Below are 21,693 nucleotides of genomic sequence, written 5' to 3' on the forward strand. Positions count from 1 at the left end.
CCGGGGGAATTCTGGCTCGGACCGCACGAGAGCGTGGCAGTCCGGCAGGCCGTACGCCTCGTTCGGAAACTCCGTGCAACGGTGTCGGGCCGTCGGCGACGCGGGCGCGGCAGGTCGCGTCGGTGACCGGAACGACACCGACCTCCTCGGCGTCGACACCGACGGCTGCTCAGGTCGCCACCGTCCGCGCCGAACACACCACCACCGGCCGGCCCGCCCGGCCGCCGGCCGGGACACCGTTACCTGACAGGCCTCAGCAGCCGGCAGATGGCGCTGGCTTCCGCGTTACGGCATGGCGATGTTCGGTCCGACGGCCTGCTCGATCTCCTCGATGAGCCGGTCGACGGGGCGTACTCCGAGTAGCACGCGCTGCATGATGCCGCGGTGGAGCAGCACCGAGGTCGGGGTCTGGGTGACGCCCCACCCCTTCGTGGTGACCGGGTTGGTGGCCACCTCGACCGTGGCAACGACCAGGCCGTCGCCCAGTCGCTGCGCCACCTCGGCGAGTACGGGCGCGAAAGCCCGCCGAACGTCCCCGCCGTCGGGCATGAACACCAGCAGGACCGGTGTCGGGCTGTCGGCGACGCGGGCGCGGTAGGTCGCGTCGGTGACCGGAACGACGTAGCTCATTGGTCCTCTTCCGGTTGACGCTTCCATTCGAAGGCGGTGCGCCATCGGTTGTCGTCGTACAGGTAGCTGAGGAACGCGTCGGTGACCGCGTCCTTGGGCTGGGGGAACGGCGAGGCGTAGGCGCGGTCGGGCCCGCCCTCGCGGTAGTCCACGTCCAGCCGGCCGTCGTCGAGGGCGTAGGTCTGGATGTAGTAGTGCGGCCGGATCCTGAGGACGGCGAACCGCGGGCCGCGGCTGTTCAGGCGCGCTATTCCGGCGCGGATGTCCGCCTCCGTCGCGTCGTGGATCAGGTCCTGGTCCTCGATGTCAAGATTCATCGTCGACGCCCTCGGTGAGGAAGTTGTGTGCGTACAGCAGCAGGTCGGTCATCTCGATCTCCCGACCCTGGCCGCCTTCGGCGGCCAGCCGTAGGCCGTCCTCCCAGTACGCTCGGCGCAGCTTGTTCTGGAAGTTCTGGAAGTCGATCCACGCGCCCTCGGCCTGATCGAGCTTGCGTAACTCGCTGTACAACAGGTCGGCTCTGGCGAGGCCGAGTTCGGTGCCGATGCTGCCGCCACCGGTCTTCGGGTTGTCGAAGCGCATTTTGAGAAATGGTCTCGGCAGGCGGTGGATGTCGGCGGATTCCAGGAACTTGCTGAACCGGTCCGCCGCCTCGATCTGCGACTCGCGGCCGGAAAACTCGCACCGCCACGCCGGAAACACCTGATAGGTGACCTCGGCGAGTTCGGGAATCTTTTTGTGCAGACGGTAGACGGCAGGGATCACACCGCCCACCGTGTCGAACTCGTAATCGGAGCCTTCCGGTGGCGTGTAACCTTCGAGAACCGCGAACGGCACGGCGGCCAGCACCTCGGTGCTGCGCTCCCGGGCAAAGGACAGGACACTGGCCATGAGTTCCTCGTCCCCTTCGCCGCGCACGTTCATCTGCACCGCGTGCGCCCCATCGGGGGTGAGAGCCAGTCCGTAAGTGAACATGGTGCTCAGCGACCAGGTCCACGCGTCCTGGATCCCCGGTAGGGGCCGGACGCCGGCGAAACCCTGGACGATATTGGCGATATCGGTCACGATACTCCAGTTCGGTTACCGGCAGCTACGCGTCCTCGGGGTCGGACATCAGTCGACAGTATACCCCTCACCGGTTTCCTGTTCGTATCTCAACCCCAATGTCGCGCCGCCCCGGGAATTCTCCGACCGGAGCATGGGCTGAAGATTGTCGACGTTGTTGTACCAGTCATTTCGATACTGCCTGGATTCGAACCGGCCATTGTCGTTCCAGTCCTGAACGACTGGCTTGTTATGTTCGTAGGTGATCGTGTCGCCGTCTGGGACGTCGATGACCTCACCGTTATCGTCGAGCCAGGTCAGGTCTTCCCTGGGCATCCGCTGGCCACCGGGCAGGCGCGGCCATTCTCCGGCGAGGGCACCCTCCACCGTGTATCTGCGGGCCATCTCGTCATGTGTGGACTCGCGGTAGCCGCCGGGATATTCGCTGTCGCGGTTGTGCGCGCCGGGTGGCGCCGTCGGATCCTTGGCGTATCCGCCGTCCGGCCCGTGCAGGCGCCCGTTGTCGTCGTACTTGTAGCCGGGCGGCAGCGGATCGCCGGTGATCGTGCTGTTCACCGGCGACCGGGTGGTGGAGCCGGCCGTGCTCGCGTTACCTACCCGACCGGCCTCGAACGCCGCCTGTACGGCTGTGTGGCCCCCGTCCACACTCCCGGCGTTCCCGCCGGAAGTTCTCTGCCTCGGCGTCGACGCGGTGTCGCCGTCACTTCCGGTGCGGGTGGTCGAAGGAGTGTCAGTGCCGGCGTGGGATCCCCCGCTGCCTCTGGCCATCGGCGCCCTACCCACCCTCGGCGGCGGGGCGGATGACCGGCGCGGTCATGGCGCCCCCACCAGTCGTACGGAAAGTCCGCTCAAGCCCATGATCAGCTGCCCATCAGCGTCTTCAGGTTGGTAAGGCTGGTGATCAGCGCGCTGGTGTAGCTCGCGATCCGGCCGGCCCATTTCAGCACCGCCGACACGATCTGCGCCGCGACCAGCGGGATCGTGACGACCAGCAGCGCCTCCGCCGCCCAGACGATCACCCGGGCGACCAGATCGCAGATCAGATCCCGGACGATGTCACGGGTGAACTGCACCAGGTTCCCCGCCGCCTGGGTCGCCGAGGCCATGGTCGCCGCCAGCACGGACAGCCCGCCGAGCCCGTCGACGTTGTTGGCCATCTTGGCCTGGTACGCCTCGGCCGCGCTGCCGCCCCAGTCGGGCAGGTCCGACGCGAGGCTGGAGTACAGGTCGTCGGCCATGGTCTGCAGTGCACCGGCCATGTTCTTCCACGTCTCGGCGTGCGCGACGACCATGTCCGGGATCCCGGCCAGCTTGTCCAGCACCTCACGCAACGGCTCGAAGTGCTCCATCGCCCAGCCGAGCCCGTTGGCCAGCAGGGCACTGAATGGATCGAGCACCGTAGCCGCGGCCTCCATCGCGAACGCCCCGCCGGCCAGTAGCCCGTCGACCCAGGAGCCGCTGTTCACCGACTGGTGTAGGCCCTGGAATCCCTCGGCCAGCGACGACCCCGTCCACGCCGTGCGCGACGACGTCGGGGCGGCGACCAGCGCGTTGTCGGCGACCATGACGGCGACCTCACCCCACCCCGCCAGACCGGCGGACTCGATCCGAGGACGAACTGTCAGCGGATTCGTACGCCCGGGCAGCGGTGGTCAGCGCCTCCGACGCCAGCGACAGGTTCTCCTCCACGTACGCGTACAGCGCGTCCTGCCGCTGGTGCCGGGCCTCGAGAATCCCGGCAATCCACCCGCACAACAACCCGTAGGCCGCGTCGTTCTGGCTGATCGCACGGCTGGCGCCCTTGATCGCCGCCATCTGGTCCCGCACCGCCAGCACCCTCGCCGCATGCCGGTGCAACTGCGCGGGGTCGACATTGAACGCGTCAGCCATCGCCTACCCCCTCCCCGGACCCGGAGCAGGAGGCCCAGGCACGCCGTCGGTGGAGTCCGGCCGCTCAAGCAACTGCTGCATCCGATCACCGATCGTGCGCGCTGACACCGAGTCAGGCCCCATCGTCTCGATCGCGATCTCCCGCGACCGGTCAGCCGCCGTCACCCGTGCCTGACGCAGTGCCGACATCACCGCCCGCGCGACCACCTCCGGATCGAACCGGTGGATCCGCTCCGTCAGCTTCAAGTCGACCAACACGCCCGTGGAGTCGACCGTCACCTCAGCCAGCCCGTTACCGTCCTTCGCGCTGGCCCGCAACTGTCCGATCTGGTCACTCATGGCCTGCGTCTTCGCCGCCATCGCCTCGACGCGCTGCTTCCACGACCGCAAGTAGTCACGCGCGCTGTCCGGATCCAGAAACGCCTCACCGTCCGGGATCCCCGCCATGGCCGCCACCCCCGCTCACCACTCGACGACCTGCCGAAGTCTAACAACGACACGCCCAGTTGATCAGATGGCTCTGCCGCCCGCCTCAGGCCGTCAGGCGACGAGGTGGGTGGGAGCAGATTGAAGGCCGACCCCGAGCGGGAAGGCGAGAGCTACGGCCGGGGCCTGGTCACCGGGGCGCCGCTGGAGCCGACCGACTGCCGGCCGGCGGCCAGGACCCCAACGAACGCCTCCAGCCACCGTGCCGGCCAACACCGGCCGGCTCGGTAAGCCGGCCCGGGTGGGCGTACCGTCGGCTTCGTCCGCTATGCCCGGGAACTGCATTGAGGTACACCGGAGTCGAACGTCTTCGAAAAAATCTGGGCGTGCTTGTCGATTGGGGCTGATCGTTTTCGTAGCCCTGGTGAGAGCCCGGCACCGAGCCGGTCCATACCCCCCGCTGGAGGGCACGATGACCACCACCGTGAACACGGCCCGCGCCACCACTTCGACCATCGGTGCGCTGATCCGGACCGGTGTGATCGCCGCGGTTGCCGCGAGCGCCGCCACCATGGCTGTCGCCGCCGCCGGCCGCGCGGCAGGGATCAGCCTCGATGTGGCCGGCGCCCCGATCCCGGTCGCGGGCTTCGGCATGCTGACCGCTGTCTTCTCGCTGATCGGCGTGGTCATCGCCGCGCTGCTGTCCCGCTTCGCCCGGCGTCCGCGGCGCACGTTCGTCCGCACGACGGTGGCGCTGACCGTCCTGTCGCTGGTGCCGGACGTGATCGCCGACGCCGGGACGGCCACCAAGGCGCTCCTGATGCTCACCCACCTGGTCGCGGCCGCGATCGTGATCCCCGCTGTCGCGCGCCGCCTGGCCGCCTGACCTGTCGCCATCCCAACGTCGAACTACCGGAGGACCGTCATGAGGCAGTACCTGCTTTCCGTGCACTTCGTCGAGGGCGCGCCGGCGCCGTCTGACGAGGAGATGCAGACCATGTTCAGGGAGACCGATCGGATAAACGACGAGATGCAGGCCGCGGGTGCCTGGGTCTTCGGCGGCGGACTCCTGTCGCCGGACAGCGCCACCGTCGTCCGGAACGAGAACGGCAGCACCACCATGAGCGACGGGCCGTTCGCCGAGACGAAGGAGCACATCGCCGGATTCTGGGTCATCAAGTGCGCGGACCTGGACCAGGCGCTGGCCTGGGCCGAGAAGTGCGCGGCGGCCTGCGGCCCGGTCGAGGTGCGCCCCTTCGACGACCTGTCCCAGGCCTGAACTCCGAGCCGGTCACCCGACATGGACCTGGCGAGCATCTACCGCGCGGAGTACGGCCGCTGCGTCGCCACCCTGGCCCGCCTCCTCGGTGACATCAACCTCGCCGAGGAGGCGGTCCAAGACGCCTTCACCACAGCGTTGCAGAAGTGGCAGACCCCGCCGCCGAACCCGGGCGCCTGGATCGTGACCACCGCACGCAACCGGGCCGTCGACCGGCTCCGCCGGGACTCGACCCGCGAGGCCCGGCACGCCCAGGCCCTACTGCTGCACCAACAGGACCAGCCCCAGGAGGTGGGACCGGTGAAAGACGACCAGCTACGACTCATCTTCACCTGCTGCCACCCGGCGCTCGCTCCCGACGCGCGGACCGCCCTCACGCTCCGCCTGCTCGGCGGCCTCGAAGTACCGGAGATCGCCCGCGCCTACCTGGTCCAGGAGGCGACCGTCGCGCAACGAATCGTGCGCGCCAAGAAGAAGATCCGCGACGCCGGCATCCCTTACCGGGTACCCGCCGAACATGAGCTGCCGGACCGGCTACCGCCGGTGCTCACCGTGCTCTACCTGATGTTCAACGAGGGCTACACGTCCACCGCCGGACCGTTGATCAGAACGGACCTGTCCACCGAGGCGATCCGGCTCGGCCGTGAACTCGCCGCGTTGATGCCCGACGAGCCCGAGGTGCTCGGCCTGCTCGCCCTGCTGCTGCTGACCGAGGCGCGCCGCCCGGCCCGGCTCGACCCGACCGGCAAACTGGTACTGCTCGCCGACCAGGACCGGTCGTTGTGGAACCGGACACTGATCGCCGAGGGCCACGACCTGGTCCGCCGTTGCCTGCGGCGCAACCGGCCCGGCCCGTACCAGATCCAGGCCGCGATCAGCGCGGTGCACACCGACGGCGCCGCCACCGACTGGCCGCAGGTCCTGGCACTCTACGACCAACTTCTCGCACTCGCGCCGACCCCGATCGTCACGCTCAACCGTGCGGTCGCCGTCGCCGAGGTGCACGGACCGGCGGTGGCCCTCGCCGCGTTGGAGGACGTCGATCTCCCGGGCTACCACCGGCTGCCGGCCACCCGGGCCGAACTGCTGGCCCGGCTCGGGCGCGACGCCGAGGCCCGAGCCGCCTACGACCAGGCCATCGCACTGGCCACCAACGAGACCGAGCGTGCCTTCCTGCAGACCCGCCGTACCGAACTCACCCGCACAAGGAGAGCATCATGACCGTTACCTACACCTTCGACGTCTTCTCCAGCCTCGACGGCTACGGCACCAACAGCGGCAACTGGGGCGGCTACTGGGGCAAGCAGGGCCCCGAGCTGCTCGACCACCGCCTCGCCGTGTACAGCGAGGCGCAGCGGATGGTCTTCGGCGCCAACACGTACCGGGTGTTCGCCCGGATGCTGGCCGCGAGCACCGAGGAGTCCGAAGTGCGTGACCCATGGGTCACCCGGATGAGGGATCTGCCGGCAACGGTGGTGTCGAGCACCCTGGAAGGATCCCTCGACTGGCCGGACGCGACCGTCGTGCGCGGCAACGCCGTCGACGTCGTCGCCCGGCTCAAGGAGGAGTCCGAGGTGCCGTTGCGCTCGCACGGCAGCCTGTCGTTGAACCGGGCGCTGATGGCCGCCGGTCTGGTCGACCGCGTCCAGGTGACGATCTTCCCTGTGATCACCGGTCAGACCGGGACGGAGCCGATCTTCCAGCAGGCAGCCGACTTCGACCTTGAGCTGATCGAGAGCCGGACGCTCGACGGCCGCGCCCAGGAACTCATCTACCGGCCCACCCTGCATGCCTGAGATCGCCCGTCTCCCCCTACCCCGCCACGCGGTGGAACCTGACCCGCAGTTTCCACCATCGCCACCCCGGCGGCAGGGGAGCGGGATTCGTCGGAGACACGCTGTCGCCGCCGCCAGTGCCGCAACCGACGCCTGCGCTGTCCGATACTCCGACACAAACCAACATGAGTGTCGTCAGTAGTTCGACTCCATTATCTGCATGAACGTTGGCCGCTCGCGGAGGGAAGGAGAATCTGGAGCCTGCGGCCCCCGCAATTCGCCGACGAATTCATCGACGGAAACCGTCGCGTTGACGCGGACGGTCAGTAGTGACAGCACCGCCCTCTACGTGGATCCGCCGACCATGAACGGCTACTGACCGTCACGCAAACGCGACGGCCCGAGCAGGTAGAATTGCATCACCTTGCACCCCGTAAATGCACCCCGTAAACATTTCCGGCCATGGACTCTCGGTCACAGCCTGGGTTTCCCAGGATCCCTCCGGCCATTGCAGGATCATTCGAGAGTCATCGACAACTATAGCAGAGCGGGATGCGCATGTTGACCAGGTGAACAGAGTGTTGCCGCCCCACACGATTCCCGCCCTGGTCATGCGGCAGCAGCCACGCGACAGCGGTGTTCAACCGCTCAATCTGGGCGGTTGCGCCTCCCCGGCCGGCGGCTCTCCCGACGGCCTCGCCCAGAGCAGGAAGAGCAGGCCAAGCAGGCAGAGGACCGTCCCGGAGGCGTATGCGAACCGGTAGCCGAACTGTTGGGAGACCCCGAGCAGCGGCCCGGAGAGAACGGCACCGACCGTGTACGAGTTGGCGAACAGCGTGGTGGCCTGTCCAGGATGCCGGGGCAGCATCTCCTGCATGTAGGAGATGCCCACACTCGCCACCGCTGCGATGAAGGCCGCGTTGAGGCACTGCGCGAGGGCCAGCACCCAGACGGTCGACGCCACGGTGACCACCGCGTAGTACCCGACGCCGCACGCCGCACCGACCAGCACCAGGGCGCGTACGGGCACTCGCGTCGTCAGGAATCCCAGACCGAGCATCAGCGGTATCTCCAGTGCGGCGCAGAGCCCGAGGATGAACCCGGCGTCGCTGGCGTCGCCGTCAAGCTCAGCGTCGATGAACAACGACAAGGCCTGTAGACCCAGCGTGAGCGGGCACTGCAGCATCGTGAACGCTGCCGTGGTCAGCACCAGCGTCCACCGCGCAGCTACCCGCCCGGAGACGACAGAACCGACCGAGTCGGCGGACGTCGGCACCGCGGGCGCGCGAACGTCCGCCAGACCGGCGCTCGCCACCACCACCGCCGCCAGCCCGAACAGCACCGCCGCGGCACCGTAGACGTACGGAAAACCGCCCGCGTCCAGCAGGAGCGCCCCGAACGGCGGTCCAGCGACCCAGGCCAGCGCAAAGATCGTCCGCAGCGTGCTGGTGCCCATGGCGGCCCGGCCGGGATCGTCGCGGGTCAGCGCCTCGCGGGCGTAGGCGAACAACTGGGGAAACAACGCTCCGGCCAGCGCCGACAGGGTTGCCGCCAGCGCGAGCAGGATCCAGTAGTCCCGCACGAACGCGGTCAGGCACATGCTGGCCCCGCCGGCGGCCGCCGTGACGATCACCAGCGCCTTGCGCATCGGCCGTCGATCGGAGAGCCATCCGACCAGTGTCGACACCAGCACACCGGCCAGCGGCGAGACGATCAGGAACAGGGAGACCCTGGCTGGGTCGGCTTGGACCTCGGTGCCCAGGAACAGAGCGAGGAACGGCACGGTGACGGCCGACGACACACCGACGGCGAGGGCCGCCACTCCCAGCGGCAACAGCGTGCGAGTGAATCCCCGCCGCCGCACCACAGCGCTCATTGACATTTGCCGATGCTATCGGCCCACCTCACGGCCCCGCATAGCGGCGGCCTCCGGAGCGGCACATCGACTCGATTGACAGTCAGACGAAGCCCACGCTAGTTTGCCGTCGTCCCCGGGGTACCCACGCGCTCTTTGACAAATAGGCGCCGTCCCAGTCGATTCCATTTCTCATCACAAACCGTCCGTGTGCCACGTGGCACATCGTCCAGGAAAGGTGACGAAATGGCTGATATGAATTCTGCGACCGCAGCAAGCCGGACGATGGACAGCGCACGTTACGGGCTATTGCTGCGGGCGTGGCTCGCACGGTCGGCTCCCCGCGCGGCGGCGGGAGCATATTGCGGCTGGCGGGACGCCGCGACAGGGGCTCATTCATTTCCCTACCCGGAAATCACCGGGTACATGCTCACTTTTGCGAGCTATTGCCGGTGGCCGCCGACGGAGGTGAGCGAGCCCGAACGCGCGTCCAGGTGGCTGACATCGATACTCGCCGACGGCCGGATCGACTGCCGGCCGGACAAACCCACTTCCACCGTGTACCTGTTCGACCTCGGGATGATCGCTCAGGGCCTGCTACGGTACGGCACGTACCGCGAGGACGCGGAGCTCATCGAGAGTGGCCTCAAGCTGGTGCGGACGATCCGGCAGGCACTCCCGCACGGCGGAGAGCCGCTCGCCCCCATCATCGGCGCGCACCGGCTGCCTCCCACCTGGTCCACGGCCGGCACCGCGCACCTGTTGAAGCTGCTGCTGCCTCTGCTGACGGCGGCGCGGCTCGGCGACGAGGCGTCGCTGCCGGCGGCTCACCGGCTCATCACCGCCGCGGGGACGCCCTTCGCGCCGGATCGGACCCCCGAGGTGATCACGTGTCCCGGCGCCGACGTCGTGAGCCTGCACGCCGCCTGCTACGCGGCCGAGGGTCTGTGGGCATTCGGCGCCGGGGCGGAGGACACCGAGAGCGCCGTACTCGCCCGTCGGATAACTCGATGGGTCTGGGGTCATCAGCTTGCCGGCGGCGGCTTCCCCGGCTTCGTCAGCCGTGATGGGCGCCCGGCAGGCGGTCCGCAGTCCGACGTGCTCGCCCAGGCCATCCGGCTCGCGCACCTCACCCAGGCACAGGTCGATGGCCTCGACAGAGCGGTCGACGCACTGACTGCAAGCGCCGCCGCCGTGGATGGCGAGGGCATCGCCATCGTCTACTCGCCCGGCTCGGCGGCGCGGCATCTCAACACCTGGGCCAGCATGTTCGCCGCGCAGGCGCTCGACCTCCACGAAATTGCCGGTCACCGGATCGACTGGCCCGATTTCGTCTAATCCGACCCGCATCGTCCAGCCGCCAGGGACAGAGAACAGGAGTAGATCGTGCCGCCACCGTTGAAGGTCATGGTGCTCTACGGCACTCGCCCCGAGGCCATCAAGCTCGCGCCCCTCACCCGCGCGCTGCAGGACGATCCCGGGTGCGAGCCCGTCATCGTCTCCACCGGCCAGCACCAGTCACTGTTGCGGTCGACCAACGTCTCGATGACACCGCCCCCGTCGGTCGAGTTCTCGATCTGCCGGCCGGTCCAGTCGGTCACGAGCCTCACCCAGACCGCCCTACGGGTGGCGGCCGAAGCCGTCGAGCTGATCAGGCCGGATGTCGTCGCCGTGCACGGCGACACGACAACGGCCATGGCCGGGGCGCTCGCCGCCTACTTCCAGCAGCGGCCGGTCGTGCACGTCGAGGCGGGCCTTCGCACCGCGGACCGGTACTCGCCGTTCCCCGAGGAGATGAACCGACGACTGATCTCGCGGATCGCCGAACTCCACCTGGCGCCGACCGCGAGCGCCATGGCCAACCTTCTGGCCGAAGGCATTCCGCCGGGCGACATCGCCGTCACCGGCAATCTGGTCGTCGATGCGCTCTTCGAGGTACTCGGCCGGGAACCTCACTTCACCGATCCACGCATCGCACACGCGTTCGAGAGTTCGACGCCGATCGTCCTCTTCACGATGCACCGGCGGGAGTCCTGGGGCGATCGGATGGCGCAGCTCGCGGCCTCGGTCCGAGAATTCTGCCTGAGCCGGCCGGACGCCACGCTCGTGGTCCCCGTGCACCCGAGCCCGGCCGTACGGTCGGCGATGGACGCCGGGCTGCGGGACCTGCCGACCGCCATCGTCTGCGAGCCGCTCCCGTACACCGAGTTCGTCCACGTGTTGAAGCAAGCGGCCCTCGTGGTGACCGACAGCGGCGGCATCCAGGAGGAGGCCACCACGCTGGGCAAGACGGTGCTCGTGCTCCGCGACAACACCGAGCGTCCCGAGGGCGCGGACGAGGGCTTCCTGCACGTGGTGGGACGGGATCCTCAGCGACTCGCACAGGCGCTGCACGAAGCCTTCGGCGCGGCCGTGGCGGCCTCGAAGCACGACCGGACGTCGCTGGTCTACGGCGACGGCAAGGCCGCGAACCGTTGCCTGTCCGCGATCCTGGCACGCTGGCGCAGCGGCGCCCGGATCGCCGACTTCACGAACGCCGCCTGAGGCCGCGGGCGAGACGGCATGCATCAGCGACTATCCCCTGCACGGGACGACACGGTGAATCCTGCGGAGCAGAGCCACCGCAGGTGGCGGCAGGTACGCCGCCACCTCAACGGCCACCGGGGCGACTTGACCCGCCTGGCGGCGACGCTGTACCCCGGCCTGCCGACCGTCGGCACCTCCGGTCTGCTGACCCGGCCTGGGTGGGTGCCCGAGGCGCCGATCCCGCTCGACCGCGTCGCGCTGCGCTGGCGCGACGCGCCGGCGCCCGGTACCCGTGCCGGCGCCCTGGAGGAGGCGTCCCGCGGAGTTCGTGCGCTTCAGACCGCGCAGGAGCGGTTCGGGTCGTACACGATGACGATGCAGGCACTGGATCCGCCCCGGTTGTTCGACGACCGCCCGAGCTATCGACTGCTCGCCGTGCTGCCGGCGGATGGCGCGATGACCCTTGAGTTCACGGCCGGCAGCTACTTCGCGGCGGTCGACATCGGCGAGGCATGCGCGCACGAGCTGGCCGACGCGAACCTCCACGGCGGCGATTCGCTGTCGCTGCGGACGCACGTCGGTGACCCGACGCTGGTGGCACAGCGCCCGGCGCTGCTCGGCGTCAGCGTTCTGACCATTCGCCTGGACACGGTGACCGGAGAGGCGACCTTCCTGCTGCACCTGCGCGACGCCGAACACGTCACCACCGGAGGCGGACAGCACCACGTCATCCCGGTCGGCCTCTTCCAGCCACCGGCCGGACGCCCCGCCGTGGCCGATCACGACTTCGATCTGTGGCAACTGATCACCCGGGAGTACGCCGAGGAGCTGCTGGGACACCCGGAGCAGACAGCTCCCGACAACCGTACGGCGGCCTTCCGGGACGCCATGGATGCCGCGCGGGACGGCGGCCGGGCCCGGGCCTACTGCCTCGGATTGGGAGTGGACCCGCTCATGCTCGCGACCGACCTGCTGGCCGTCGTCGTGTTCGAGAGCCGGACGTTCGACGAGCTCTTCGGCGGCCTCACCGAGACCAACGGCGAGGGAACCCTGGCGAGACACGGCTCGGGCGTGTGGTTCCCGCTGAACGCGACCGAGGTCGGCCGGCGGGCCGGCGAATCGAAGACACAGCCGGCCGGTGCCGCGGCACTCGCACTCGCCTGGCAGGGACGGGAGACCATCGGTGTCGGATGAGAATCCTGGTGGCCGCCGGGCCGACCGTACCGCGGGGCCCGACTCGGTCGGCTACGGGTTGGCCGTCTGCGGCGCGGGCCCGGCGGGCACCGGGCCCTTCGTCGCGGCGGCGCGCGACGGCCGGCTCGACGAGTTGCTCGATCTCGGCGTCGTCATGATCGAGCGCCGTACGCCCGGCTCGGGCGGAATCGGTCGCTACCGAATCCACGCGAACTCGCTCGGCAACGCATTCCTCGAGGGGGTCGACGGCATTGCCGGCGGCCCACTGGGCTGGCTGGCGGAGTGCCCCGAGGCACGACAGCTTCGCGCCTATGCGCACCGGCATCCACCCCTGTCGCTGGTCGGACCGTTCCTGGATCGCGTCGGCGAGGCCGTAGCCGGCGTACTCCGCGCGCATCCCCGGTGCACGGTCCTCACCGGAACGGCCGTCGAGGAGATCGACTGCCTGCCCGGAGGCGGCGTCGCGATTCGGGCGGTCCCCGAAGCCTCCGGACCGGTGCAGACCGTGACCGCGGCGCGGGCGCTGATCGCGATGGGCGCCGACCCGGACGACGAGCTCAGGCACCTGGACCAGCCCCTCGACACCCTGCTCGGCCCGATCCGCGATCGGACGGTGCACGCCGACCACCTCATCGATCGCACACGGAGGCCGCTCACGTGGCTGCTCCGGCGCATCGAGCAGACCGGCCGTCTGGTGATCGTCGGTTCGTCGCACAGCGCATGGTCGGTGGCACACATGCTGCACCGGAACGAACTCGGCGGCGACACCCGGGGCACCGACATCTGCATGCTCGCCCGAAGCGACATCCGCCTCCTCTACGGTTCGGCCAGCGAGGCGCGAAGCGAGGCATACCCCTTCTCGGACTCGGACATCTGCCCGCTCAGCGGTCGGGTCAACCGGTACGGAGGACTGCGCGGGCCGGCCCGCGACCTCGCCCGCGCCACCCTCGGCCTCACCGAGGAACCGTCGCCGGTGCGGATCGTGCCGCTGCGGCACACCCCGGCGGACACCCTCCGGGAGGAGTTCCATCGGGCCGGCGCTGTGGTGCTGGCCACCGGTCACCGTGCCCGGCTTCCGAGGCTCCGCAACCCGCACGCTCAGGACATCGTGCCGCTGCACGCGAACGGAGGAACCGTCGTCAACGACCTGGGACATCTGGTCGCCATCGACGGTACGACATATCCGCAGTTCACCTTGTACGGGCTCGGCGCCGGCCTGCGGCCCAGCGCGGCGATCGGTGGCGAGCCGAGCTTCCACCGGAGAGCAACAGGCGTGTGGCTCTACCAGAACCACTTCGGCTCGGTCCTGACCCGCGACCTGCTGTCCACCGGCGGCCGACGCGCCGTCTGCGAACTGCCCGCCTGACAACGGCGGACGGAAGGGATCACCTGTTGCCACCCGACAAGACCGCAACGACAGCGGTACGGCGTCATCCGGCACCCGACCGGACCGGCGACCCCGCGACCGAGACCTTGTCCTCGCCAGTCCCGGACGAGGGCCGAGAACACCGCGACAGGTTCGCCATCGGCGTCGTACTGACCACCGCGGTGCTCTCGGTGGCGTCGGTCGTCCAGGTGTTCCGAGCGGGTGAGGTGTTGTCATACGACGATGCCGTCGTCACCATGCTGGTCGCGGAGCGACTCGCCGACGGACTCTCGCACCTGGGCGCCGTCCTCATGCCGTTCCCCCTGCTGGTCATGATGCCGCTGGCCACCTTCGATCCACTGGCCGACAGCGGCATCGCCGGGGCCGTGGTGTCGATGGCCTGTTACGTGATCTGCAACGTGCTGGTGTACCGCATCGTCCGCGGACTGCTGCGGGCGGAGACCGCGGCGGTGTCCACCATCGGCGCGGTGTCCGGTACGGCGGTGTTCGCCCTCAACCCGAACATCCTCTACCTGCAGAGCACGCCGATGGCCGATATGGCGGTCTGCGCCGTGCTGCTGGGCGCGGCGCACAGTCTTCAGCTGTGGGCACAGGCACCGCACCGTTACGGCCACCTGGTCCGGGCCGGCCTATGCCTGGCGCTGGGCACGCTGACCGGATACGCGTTCTGGGTGCTGCTGCCCATCGCTGCCCTTCTCGTCGTCCTGAGGGTTGCGCACCGGGAGAGGAGGAAGCCGCTCTCGGTGCGTCGGCGTCGTATCGAGGACAACATTCTGGTGTTCGGGCTCGTCGCCGTCATGGGCGTCGTGGCCTGGCTGAGCTGGAACTGGCTCCTGTCCGGCGGCCCGCTGACCTTCTGGTCCGGCGCGAACGGCGAACCCGACCGGCTGTTGCCCGCGGTCGAGCCGGTGACCTGGAACGCCGAGGGCGGGCCGGTGTCCCTCGGCCTCGCGGTCATGGCGTCGGTGCCGATCGCCCTGGCCGTGGCGGCGGTGCCCGGCGCGGTGGCGCTCGCGGCGTCCGTCCGGCGCACCCGCCGGCTACTGGAGGTGACGGTGGTGTTCGCCATCATCGCCGCCGGAGCGTTGTGCGTCTATGCCATAGACGACGAACCTCGACTGGTCCACACCGGGCCGGTACCGGCGTCCGTGCACAGCGCGCGAGCCGCGGTGATGGCGGTGCCGCTCGTCGCGATCCTGGTCGCTTACCTTGCGGCGCGGCTGGCCGCATTCGTACCGCGGCTCCGGACCGGCGCGGGAACCGTCCTGCTGGTGGCTGCGGTTGCCGGTGCCGTGACCTGGGCTCCGGATCCGGCTGCCGTACGCCGGGAGACGTCGGACTCCGCGGCCGATCAGCAACGGCTGTCGAAAATCTTCGTCTCGCTCTACGACGACGGCGATGTTCTGATGGCGACCTCCGGCAACGAGCGCCTCGCCCTGTTGGCCGTGCCGCGACGGTCACTGATCGACGAGAACCTCGCCGACAACACCCGGTGGCTGCGGGCGCTGTCCGACCCGGCCGCAGCCCGGGTGCGATGGATCGTGATGCGGTGCGGCGACGGACCGGATTATGCGGAGGGCCCCCGTCGATCGGACAACGTGTGCACCGCCTTCGCCGAGCGGCCTCAGGCGCTGGACGGCTACCGGTTGGTGTACCGGATGGACGACGAATCGAGCTACCAGATCTACCGGATTCGGAGTTGAGCGATATGTCCGGCAATGCGAAGCAACGGCGGATGAGCGCCGCCGTGCTGCTCTCTCGCGGTCAGCTTGCGGTGCTGGCCGCGACCGGGGTCCTCGCCGCGGTCGTGCTCACCGTAGCCGGCGTCTACGGCTTGCTGCGGACGCTGATGACACTGATGATCGCCGCCTACGTCTCCTTCACGGTGTTCAAGCTGATCGTCTGGTTCGCCGGGGCCCGGCGGGCGATACCCGACCGGCCGCTGCCGTCACTCGACGATCCCGCGCTGCCCACCTACACCGTCCTGGTGCCGCTCTACCAGGAGGCGGCGGTCCTGCCCGGGCTCATCACCGCGATCACCCGGATCCGCTATCCGACCGAACGGATGCAGGTCCTGCTGCTCCTGGAGACCGGCGATGACGAGACGATCGAGACCGTGCGCCGCACCGCGCTCCCCTCCTACGTCACCGCCGTCATCGTCCCCGACGCGGGTCCTCGCACGAAGCCGAAGGCCTGCAACTACGCGATGACGGTGGCGACGGGTGAGTTCACCGTCATCTTCGACGCCGAGGACCGGCCGGAGCCCGACCACCTGCTCAAGGCCGTCGCCGCGATGTGGGCGGAGCGCCGATCCGATCCCCGGGTGATCTGCGTGCAGGGGATCCTCAGCTTCTGGAACCCGCGCAGTGGCATACCCAGCGTCTTCTACTGGGCGGAGTATGTGGCGCACTTCCACTGGATGCTCGTGGGGCTGTGCCGCCTCGGCCTGATCCCGCCGCTGTGCGGCAGCAGCAACCACTTCCGCACCGAAGCCCTTCGCCACGTGGCCGAGGAGTACGGCACACTGACGTTCGGCAGCGGAGACCGGGCCGTCACCGTGCCGAGCGTCTGGGACTCCTACAACGTCACCGAGGACGCCGACCTGGCCGCCCGGCTGGCGCGCCTGGACTACCGGGTGGCGATGTGCCCGGCAAGGACCTATGAGGAGGCGCCGCACCGGCTGTCGGTCGCGCTGCGCCAGCGCACCCGGTGGTTGCAGGGCTACCTCGTCACAGGTCTCGTGCAGTCGCGGCGGCCGCTGCGGTCTATCAGAAGTATGGGCGCGATGCGCTACCTCGTCTTCATCATGATGATGCTCTGGACCCCGATATCCGCGCTGCTCAATCCGATCATCTGGGCCCTATCGGCAACGTACGTGCTGGCGCGGATCAGTGGCTGGCCGGTCGTCGCGACGTTCATCGACGACATGTTTCCCACGCCGGTGCACTATGTGGGGCTGATCGCCATGGTCGCCGGAAACGTGGCGTTGGGTATCCAGTCCATCGTGACGACGCTCTACGCGACCAGCGATCGGGACGCCGGGCTGGCGAAGTATCTGTCGTTGACCTTCCTCTGGTGGGCATTCACCAGCCTGCCTGCATACCGGGCGGCCTGGCGGCTGCTGACCGCACGATCGACCTGGGAGAAGACGCCGCATGGGCATGATCAGAGTCAGGAGCAGTCCGTCATCCGCCCAACCGCGCCGACCGTTGAGCCGGTGGCAGAAACCAGCCGCCCGAGAGACGAGTCCGGGCTGGTGCACAGTGGGTAGCGCGGTGTGGTCCCGGATGAGGCACGGGCTTTCCGTCCTGCTCACATCCGTCGCGATCATGACTGCCGGTGCGGCGTGCACCTCCGCACCGGAATCCGCACCGGGTTCCGTGGTGAAGGGCTTCGTCGGCCGGTGCGGCACCCAGTTCTGCGTCGACGGTAAGACGTTCTACTTCGCCGGATCCAACACGTATGACATGTTCACGTTCGGAACCTGGTCCGATGACATCGACGCGCGTTCCATCGACACGGAGCGGATCGACGGGCACTTCGCGCGCCTTCAGCGGGACGGCGTATCGGTGCTGCGGCTGTGGATGTTCAGCCACGAGGCGTGGCACGGCTTCGAGCCGGCCAAGGGGGTCTTCAACGAGTCCCAGTTCGTCCTTTTCGACTACATCATCGCGTCCGCCGGACGGCACGGGATACGGCTGCTTCCGGTGCTGGAGAACTACTGGACGGCGTACGGCGGCATCGACGCCCGCCTGCGTTGGGAGGGCCTGCCCGACGGTGACGAGCACCGCGGCGCATTCTTCGACGCGGCCCGGTGCTCCGGATGCTCCGCGCAGTACAAGGCGTACGTGCAGCACGCGCTCACCCGGGTCAACACCTATACCGGGGTTGCCTACCGCGATGACCCCGTCATCCTCGGCTGGGACCTGATGAACGAACCGCGCTACGAGGACGAGAAGCCGGGCGAGTCCGGAGCCGTGATCCGTTCCTGGGTCGACGAGATGGGCGCCTTCGTCAAGTCCATCGATCAGAATCACATGGTGACCATCGGGCTGGAGGGCAACGACCCGCGATACGGGTTCGGCTGTGGGCACGGCAATCCCTTCATCGAGATCTACCGGTCGCCGTACATCGACTTCACCTCGACGCACGTCTATCCGATGGGTGACGCGACGAAGATGACGCTGACCCAGATGAAAGCCCTGATGCGCGGGATGGTCCACGACTCCCACAACGTGCTCGGGAAGCCGTTCTACCTGGCAGAGTTCAATGTGGATCCGCCCGGTCGCGCCCACTGGTGGACCGAGGTGTTCGCGGAGCTGGAGCGCTCCGGCGGAAATGGCATCGGATTCTGGTGGTACCAGGACCGTGACGTCGACGCCGAGACCGGAGTGGCCGAGGGCGCCCCGGAGCTGGCGGCCTTCCGGGCGCTGTCCGAGCGGCAGGCCGCGAAGAGCGGCGGGACGCCCACCTCCCCCCAGGTGTCCGCCCCGGCGACGCCGGCCGCGGCCGTGGTGCAACGACCGCCGACAAACTGTCCCGAGCAGGCCAATGCCGCCGACGAATCCCAATGAGTCCGTTCGACGTAGCTTTCCTGCCGAGCGGCGAGGTACGCCGGCAAGTGACACACCATGACCAGGGATCCGACCTTCGGTGAACCTTTTCGACCTCTCCTTGCGGTCCGGCGGGCCACAGGGTCGGACGCGGTACGTGCGCGCCGTGCGGTTCAGGTTGAAAAAGGTTCAGTGAGGGGCAGAGGATTGCGGATCTGGCCGGCTGCGCCGTGTACGGCGGTTGTCCAAGTGCACGAAATTCCGATGCAGCCAACGGTCGTGCCCGGCGTACCGTGGCGTGAAGGCGACCCGACCGGGCACGACAAGCCTGTTGTCCAGGAGGACCATATCGCCGCCGGAGTCCGTCCGAGCGGCGGCATGGCCTCGCCGTGCCGGCCCGGTCTGCCGCCGCTAACGACCGGTGGTGGCGGCTCCGGCGGGGCGGCTCCGGCGGCGGCAACGGCGGGGGTACGCCACGGGTGGCGGCACACCACCCGACGGAGGCACACCACCCGGTGGCGGAGGTAACCCCGGCGGGGGAAACGTCGGGGCGGGCGGGCCGCCACCCGGGGGAGGCGAGCCCGGTGACGGTGACCCGGGCGGCGGTGCCCCAGGGTGACGGCGGGTACGGCGACATCGTCCGGGTCACACGCCCTTCGCTCCCGTGCCCGCCGCCGAAGTCGGTGCCGGCACCCTTCGGCCACAGCCACCGGACCAGCCGTCGCCGGAGCGCAGCAGGATCCGGTCGCCGGGTGGGGACGGCGTGGCGTACGCCGTCCCCGCCCGGCGTTCAGTCCTTCATCCTGACGGTGACGGTCGCGGTGTCGCCGAGACCGTCCTGGGTGAGCCGGTAGACGAAGGTGTCCGGCAGTTGGTGCGTCGCAGTGCGTTGGTAGACCACCTCGTAACGCGGGTCGTGGCGGGTCAGGAACCCGTACCTGGGCGGGACGACGATGGACAGCGCGGCGGCGCTACTCGCCACGTCGTTGTCTCTGACCTTGATCACCTTCTGTGCGCCCCGGTACGCGTACGCCACGTCGTCGTTGGCGATCGGACCGGTACCGAAGGTACGGTCACCCCGGTTGAGCCAAGTGATCACCTCGCCCGGCGCCTCGGTCCGCACGTCAGGCCGCCCGTCCGCGTTGACGTCGACTACCTCCACGTCCCAGCCGGTGTCCTCCCCCTGCCGCAGCCACACCTTCGTCCCGTCGTCGAAGGCTACGACCACGCCGTTGCCCGGCGTACCCGGTGCGGTGTGGAAGGCGATCACGGCGTCCGTCGCCCCGTTGCCATCGAAGTCCGCCAACTGATAGTCGTTGATCTCACCCTCATCCTGTTCGACCGGCCCGGGTACGAGTTGCCCGGCGGCGGTGTTGAGGAAGGTACCGAAGCCCTCGCCCTGGTTGCTCCACCAGAAGACGTCGGTCAGCCCGTCGCCGTTGAAGTCCGCCGTGCCGATCTCGTTGAGCTGGATGTCGGCAGTGGTCAGCACCTCGGGGACGAAGTTCCGGAGGACCAGCATCGAACCGTCGGCGCCGTTCGGCTCGCCGTAGAACGATCCGAGAACCAGTTCGACACTTCCGTCGCCACCCAGGTCGACGGCGGTCCCCATGCCCAGGCAGTGGGTGACCGGCAAGGTCGCGCCCGGTGGAACGTACAGGTGTTCCTCGGCTGTGCCGGTACCGCTCCACTGGACATGGACCGCGCACCGGTCGAAGTTGCTGGACATGCCCAGGGTGACCCGGTCGAGCCGCCGGTCTCCGTTCAGGTCACCCCAGATCGGATCCCCCTCGATGCCGGCCCGGGCCGGCGATGCGGCCATACCCAGGGAGCCGATTAACACTCCGCCGACCAGCACCGCCAGACGCCTCTTCCACATCGGAACCCCAATCCTGTGCGTTGGCAAACCGTTACGCACCGGAGCCTAGGAGCGACGCAACCTTACCCGGATGTGACTGCTCGCAACACGACAGTGACTCTCTGCTATCGGCTGGTTGTCCTCGCAAACCGTCGGACAACGTCGGCCAACGGCCGATCGGCAACAGCCGCTTGGCGGACGCCGCAGGCCGGGCCGACACCGCCCCCGCCCAACCGGTGTCCAACTCGCGCCAGTCGGCATGACAAAGGCAGCAGGTCACCACCGGTCCGGGCACGTCGAGCAGGCTTAGCGCGTCGGCGACCACCTCGCTGGGCGTGACCTTCGGCGTTGCCGTCGCCCGGTGGCAGAACCGGCGCGCGGCGGCATCCCGGCGTGCCGAGACGAGTACGTCGATGACGCGGCCGTGCTGGTCGCCCCGCGCGGTGCATGTATCGCCAGACACCGTTGCCCTTGACGTACGTCTCGTCGATATCCCCACCGGTCGCCGGATGAGTGCCGGTGGAACCGGGTGGGGGCGGCCAGCCGCGGGGTGAACCGCTGCACCCACCGGTAGCCGGTGACGTGATCGACCTCGATCCCACGGTCGACCAGCAGTTCCTGGACGTCGCGGCACGAGAGGTTGAAACGCAGGTACCAGCCGACCGCGAGGACGATCGCCTCGGGAAGGAACCCGCAACCCGGCGAACGCCGACGACGGCGGAGGCCAAGACCGGGAAGGAGCTGGCGACCTCACGGGCTCAGCTGAGCACACCGGCGAAGACCGGCAGTCGACCACGCCTCCGCCCGAATGCAACAGAGCCACCTACCTGATGGGACCACCCGTGGTGGCAGGTAGGCAACCAAGTGCGGGCATAGCCAGCTGGTTGTTTTATAGACTCACGCTATCTGGGCGGCCATCTGCACTGTCGTTCGGTGTGGCGTCGTGTCGGCTGCAACGGTGAACGGGTGGCGCAATCGACGCATCGCCACCTCACCGCAGTCGGATACCCGAGGCGCGGGCTTCTCTTCTTCCGCGGTGTACGGAGCAAGGAACTGTGCCATGCAACCGCAGGCCGCAGCATGGGTCAGGCTCCGGAAACGCGGAGCGCCGGCAACCGGGTGCCGGTCGCGGCTGAACCCGCCAGGGACCGCCACCGGGTGGGTGTCGGATGTGCGCGGTGACGTGGTAATCATGGTCATGGATGCCTTCCTCGAACGGCACGTCGCAAGGAAGGCACGGGCCGCAGGCCACGGG

At 68.8% G+C, this 21,693-nt stretch carries 20 protein-coding genes; 11 read left to right on the plus strand and 9 right to left on the minus strand.

Annotated features, from left to right (window positions below):
- Window positions 1–285: 285 nt before the first annotated feature.
- The 7 genes from ACQEVC_RS42305 to ACQEVC_RS42335 all read right to left on the minus strand — a co-directional run bounded on the left by ACQEVC_RS42305 (window position 286) and on the right by ACQEVC_RS42335 (window position 4,032).
- Window positions 286–630 (minus strand): thioredoxin family protein, encoded by a 345-nt coding sequence (locus tag ACQEVC_RS42305; protein ID WP_432889710.1) that lies wholly within the window; start codon window positions 628–630, stop codon window positions 286–288.
- Entirely contained in the window at window positions 627–947 is a 321-nt protein-coding gene (locus ACQEVC_RS42310; RefSeq protein WP_432889712.1) for a hypothetical protein, read from the minus strand. Before ACQEVC_RS42310 ends, ACQEVC_RS42305 begins: the two co-directional genes overlap by 4 nt.
- Entirely contained in the window at window positions 937–1,695 is a 759-nt protein-coding gene (locus ACQEVC_RS42315) for a hypothetical protein (RefSeq protein ID WP_432889714.1), read from the minus strand. The genes ACQEVC_RS42310 and ACQEVC_RS42315 overlap by 11 nt, the downstream gene beginning before the upstream one ends.
- 48 nt (window positions 1,696–1,743) lie before the next feature.
- Complete coding sequence (locus ACQEVC_RS42320) at window positions 1,744–2,250, minus strand: hypothetical protein (RefSeq protein ID WP_432889716.1); 507 nt, start codon at window positions 2,248–2,250, stop codon at window positions 1,744–1,746.
- A gap of 305 nt (window positions 2,251–2,555) precedes the next feature.
- Window positions 2,556–3,260, minus strand: a complete 705-nt coding sequence (locus ACQEVC_RS42325; protein WP_432889718.1) for a WXG100 family type VII secretion target — start codon at window positions 3,258–3,260, stop codon at window positions 2,556–2,558.
- A gap of 10 nt (window positions 3,261–3,270) precedes the next feature.
- On the minus strand, window positions 3,271–3,585 hold the full coding sequence (locus ACQEVC_RS42330) for a type VII secretion target (RefSeq protein WP_432889720.1): 315 nt from the start codon (window positions 3,583–3,585) through the stop codon (window positions 3,271–3,273).
- 3 nt (window positions 3,586–3,588) lie between these two features.
- Complete coding sequence (locus ACQEVC_RS42335) at window positions 3,589–4,032, minus strand: YbaB/EbfC family nucleoid-associated protein (protein ID WP_432889722.1); 444 nt, start codon at window positions 4,030–4,032, stop codon at window positions 3,589–3,591.
- Window positions 4,033–4,483: 451 nt separating this feature from the next.
- On the opposite strand from ACQEVC_RS42335, the gene ACQEVC_RS42340 reads away from it, so the two are divergent.
- Genes ACQEVC_RS42340 through ACQEVC_RS42355 form a run of 4 tightly spaced genes read left to right on the plus strand, consistent with a single transcriptional unit; the run spans window position 4,484 to window position 7,086 of the window.
- Complete coding sequence (locus tag ACQEVC_RS42340; RefSeq protein WP_432889724.1) at window positions 4,484–4,897, plus strand: DUF6069 family protein; 414 nt, start codon at window positions 4,484–4,486, stop codon at window positions 4,895–4,897.
- A gap of 39 nt (window positions 4,898–4,936) precedes the next feature.
- Window positions 4,937–5,290, plus strand: a complete 354-nt coding sequence (locus ACQEVC_RS42345; RefSeq protein WP_432889726.1) for a YciI family protein — start codon at window positions 4,937–4,939, stop codon at window positions 5,288–5,290.
- Window positions 5,291–5,311: 21 nt separating this feature from the next.
- Window positions 5,312–6,511 (plus strand): RNA polymerase sigma factor, encoded by a 1,200-nt coding sequence (locus ACQEVC_RS42350; RefSeq protein ID WP_432889728.1) that lies wholly within the window; start codon window positions 5,312–5,314, stop codon window positions 6,509–6,511.
- On the plus strand, window positions 6,508–7,086 hold the full coding sequence (locus ACQEVC_RS42355; RefSeq protein WP_432889730.1) for a dihydrofolate reductase family protein: 579 nt from the start codon (window positions 6,508–6,510) through the stop codon (window positions 7,084–7,086). The genes ACQEVC_RS42350 and ACQEVC_RS42355 overlap by 4 nt, the downstream gene beginning before the upstream one ends.
- Before the next feature lie 619 nt (window positions 7,087–7,705).
- On the opposite strand, the gene ACQEVC_RS42360 is transcribed toward ACQEVC_RS42355, so the two are convergent.
- Window positions 7,706–8,947: a sugar efflux transporter gene (locus tag ACQEVC_RS42360; protein WP_432889732.1), complete on the minus strand. Its 1,242-nt coding sequence runs from the start codon at window positions 8,945–8,947 to the stop codon at window positions 7,706–7,708.
- Window positions 8,948–9,388: 441 nt separating this feature from the next.
- Between ACQEVC_RS42360 and ACQEVC_RS42365 the strand changes: the two genes are divergently transcribed.
- From ACQEVC_RS42365 to ACQEVC_RS42395, 7 genes are all read left to right on the plus strand, one after another.
- On the plus strand, window positions 9,389–10,258 hold the full coding sequence (locus ACQEVC_RS42365) for a hypothetical protein (protein ID WP_432889734.1): 870 nt from the start codon (window positions 9,389–9,391) through the stop codon (window positions 10,256–10,258).
- A 48-nt stretch (window positions 10,259–10,306) separates the two neighbouring features.
- On the plus strand, window positions 10,307–11,464 hold the full coding sequence (gene wecB, locus ACQEVC_RS42370) for a non-hydrolyzing UDP-N-acetylglucosamine 2-epimerase (RefSeq protein ID WP_432889736.1): 1,158 nt from the start codon (window positions 10,307–10,309) through the stop codon (window positions 11,462–11,464).
- 54 nt (window positions 11,465–11,518) lie between these two features.
- Window positions 11,519–12,640 (plus strand): hypothetical protein, encoded by a 1,122-nt coding sequence (locus tag ACQEVC_RS42375; protein WP_432889738.1) that lies wholly within the window; start codon window positions 11,519–11,521, stop codon window positions 12,638–12,640.
- On the plus strand, window positions 12,630–14,006 hold the full coding sequence (locus ACQEVC_RS42380; protein WP_432889740.1) for a hypothetical protein: 1,377 nt from the start codon (window positions 12,630–12,632) through the stop codon (window positions 14,004–14,006). The genes ACQEVC_RS42375 and ACQEVC_RS42380 overlap by 11 nt, the downstream gene beginning before the upstream one ends.
- A 26-nt stretch (window positions 14,007–14,032) precedes the next feature.
- Window positions 14,033–15,730 carry a hypothetical protein gene (locus tag ACQEVC_RS42385; protein WP_432889742.1) on the plus strand — a complete coding sequence of 566 codons (1,698 nt, stop codon included), beginning with the start codon at window positions 14,033–14,035 and terminating at the stop codon, window positions 15,728–15,730.
- Window positions 15,731–15,762: 32 nt separating this feature from the next.
- On the plus strand, window positions 15,763–17,298 hold the full coding sequence (locus ACQEVC_RS42390) for a glycosyltransferase (RefSeq protein ID WP_432889744.1): 1,536 nt from the start codon (window positions 15,763–15,765) through the stop codon (window positions 17,296–17,298).
- A 112-nt stretch (window positions 17,299–17,410) separates the two neighbouring features.
- Entirely contained in the window at window positions 17,411–18,601 is a 1,191-nt protein-coding gene (locus ACQEVC_RS42395) for a hypothetical protein (RefSeq protein WP_432889746.1), read from the plus strand.
- A gap of 769 nt (window positions 18,602–19,370) precedes the next feature.
- On the opposite strand, the gene ACQEVC_RS42400 is transcribed toward ACQEVC_RS42395, so the two are convergent.
- On the minus strand, window positions 19,371–20,459 hold the full coding sequence (locus tag ACQEVC_RS42400) for an FG-GAP repeat domain-containing protein (protein ID WP_432889748.1): 1,089 nt from the start codon (window positions 20,457–20,459) through the stop codon (window positions 19,371–19,373).
- Between the last annotated feature and the right edge of the window lie 1,234 nt (window positions 20,460–21,693).

The sequence above is a fragment of the Plantactinospora sp. CA-294935 genome (genome assembly GCF_050936445.1).
Lineage (GTDB): Bacteria > Actinomycetota > Actinomycetes > Mycobacteriales > Micromonosporaceae > Plantactinospora.

Bases quoted from the DNA above. Each gene is read 5' to 3' on its own strand.
- ACQEVC_RS42390 (WP_432889744.1), top strand. From the start codon at position 15,763: ATGAGCGCCGCCGTGCTGCTCTCTCGCGGTCAGCTTGCGGTGCTGGCC.
- ACQEVC_RS42340 (WP_432889724.1), top strand. From the start codon at position 4,484: ATGACCACCACCGTGAACACGGCCCGCGCCACCACTTCGACCATCGGT.
- ACQEVC_RS42350 (WP_432889728.1), top strand. From the start codon at position 5,312: ATGGACCTGGCGAGCATCTACCGCGCGGAGTACGGCCGCTGCGTCGCC.
- ACQEVC_RS42400 (WP_432889748.1), bottom strand. From the start codon at position 20,459: ATGTGGAAGAGGCGTCTGGCGGTGCTGGTCGGCGGAGTGTTAATCGGC.
- ACQEVC_RS42355 (WP_432889730.1), top strand. From the start codon at position 6,508: ATGACCGTTACCTACACCTTCGACGTCTTCTCCAGCCTCGACGGCTAC.
- ACQEVC_RS42335 (WP_432889722.1), bottom strand. From the start codon at position 4,032: ATGGCGGGGATCCCGGACGGTGAGGCGTTTCTGGATCCGGACAGCGCG.
- ACQEVC_RS42310 (WP_432889712.1), bottom strand. From the start codon at position 947: ATGAATCTTGACATCGAGGACCAGGACCTGATCCACGACGCGACGGAG.
- ACQEVC_RS42360 (WP_432889732.1), bottom strand. From the start codon at position 8,947: ATGTCAATGAGCGCTGTGGTGCGGCGGCGGGGATTCACTCGCACGCTG.
- ACQEVC_RS42345 (WP_432889726.1), top strand. From the start codon at position 4,937: ATGAGGCAGTACCTGCTTTCCGTGCACTTCGTCGAGGGCGCGCCGGCG.
- ACQEVC_RS42325 (WP_432889718.1), bottom strand. From the start codon at position 3,260: ATGGTCGCCGACAACGCGCTGGTCGCCGCCCCGACGTCGTCGCGCACG.
- ACQEVC_RS42305 (WP_432889710.1), bottom strand. From the start codon at position 630: ATGAGCTACGTCGTTCCGGTCACCGACGCGACCTACCGCGCCCGCGTC.
- ACQEVC_RS42330 (WP_432889720.1), bottom strand. From the start codon at position 3,585: ATGGCTGACGCGTTCAATGTCGACCCCGCGCAGTTGCACCGGCATGCG.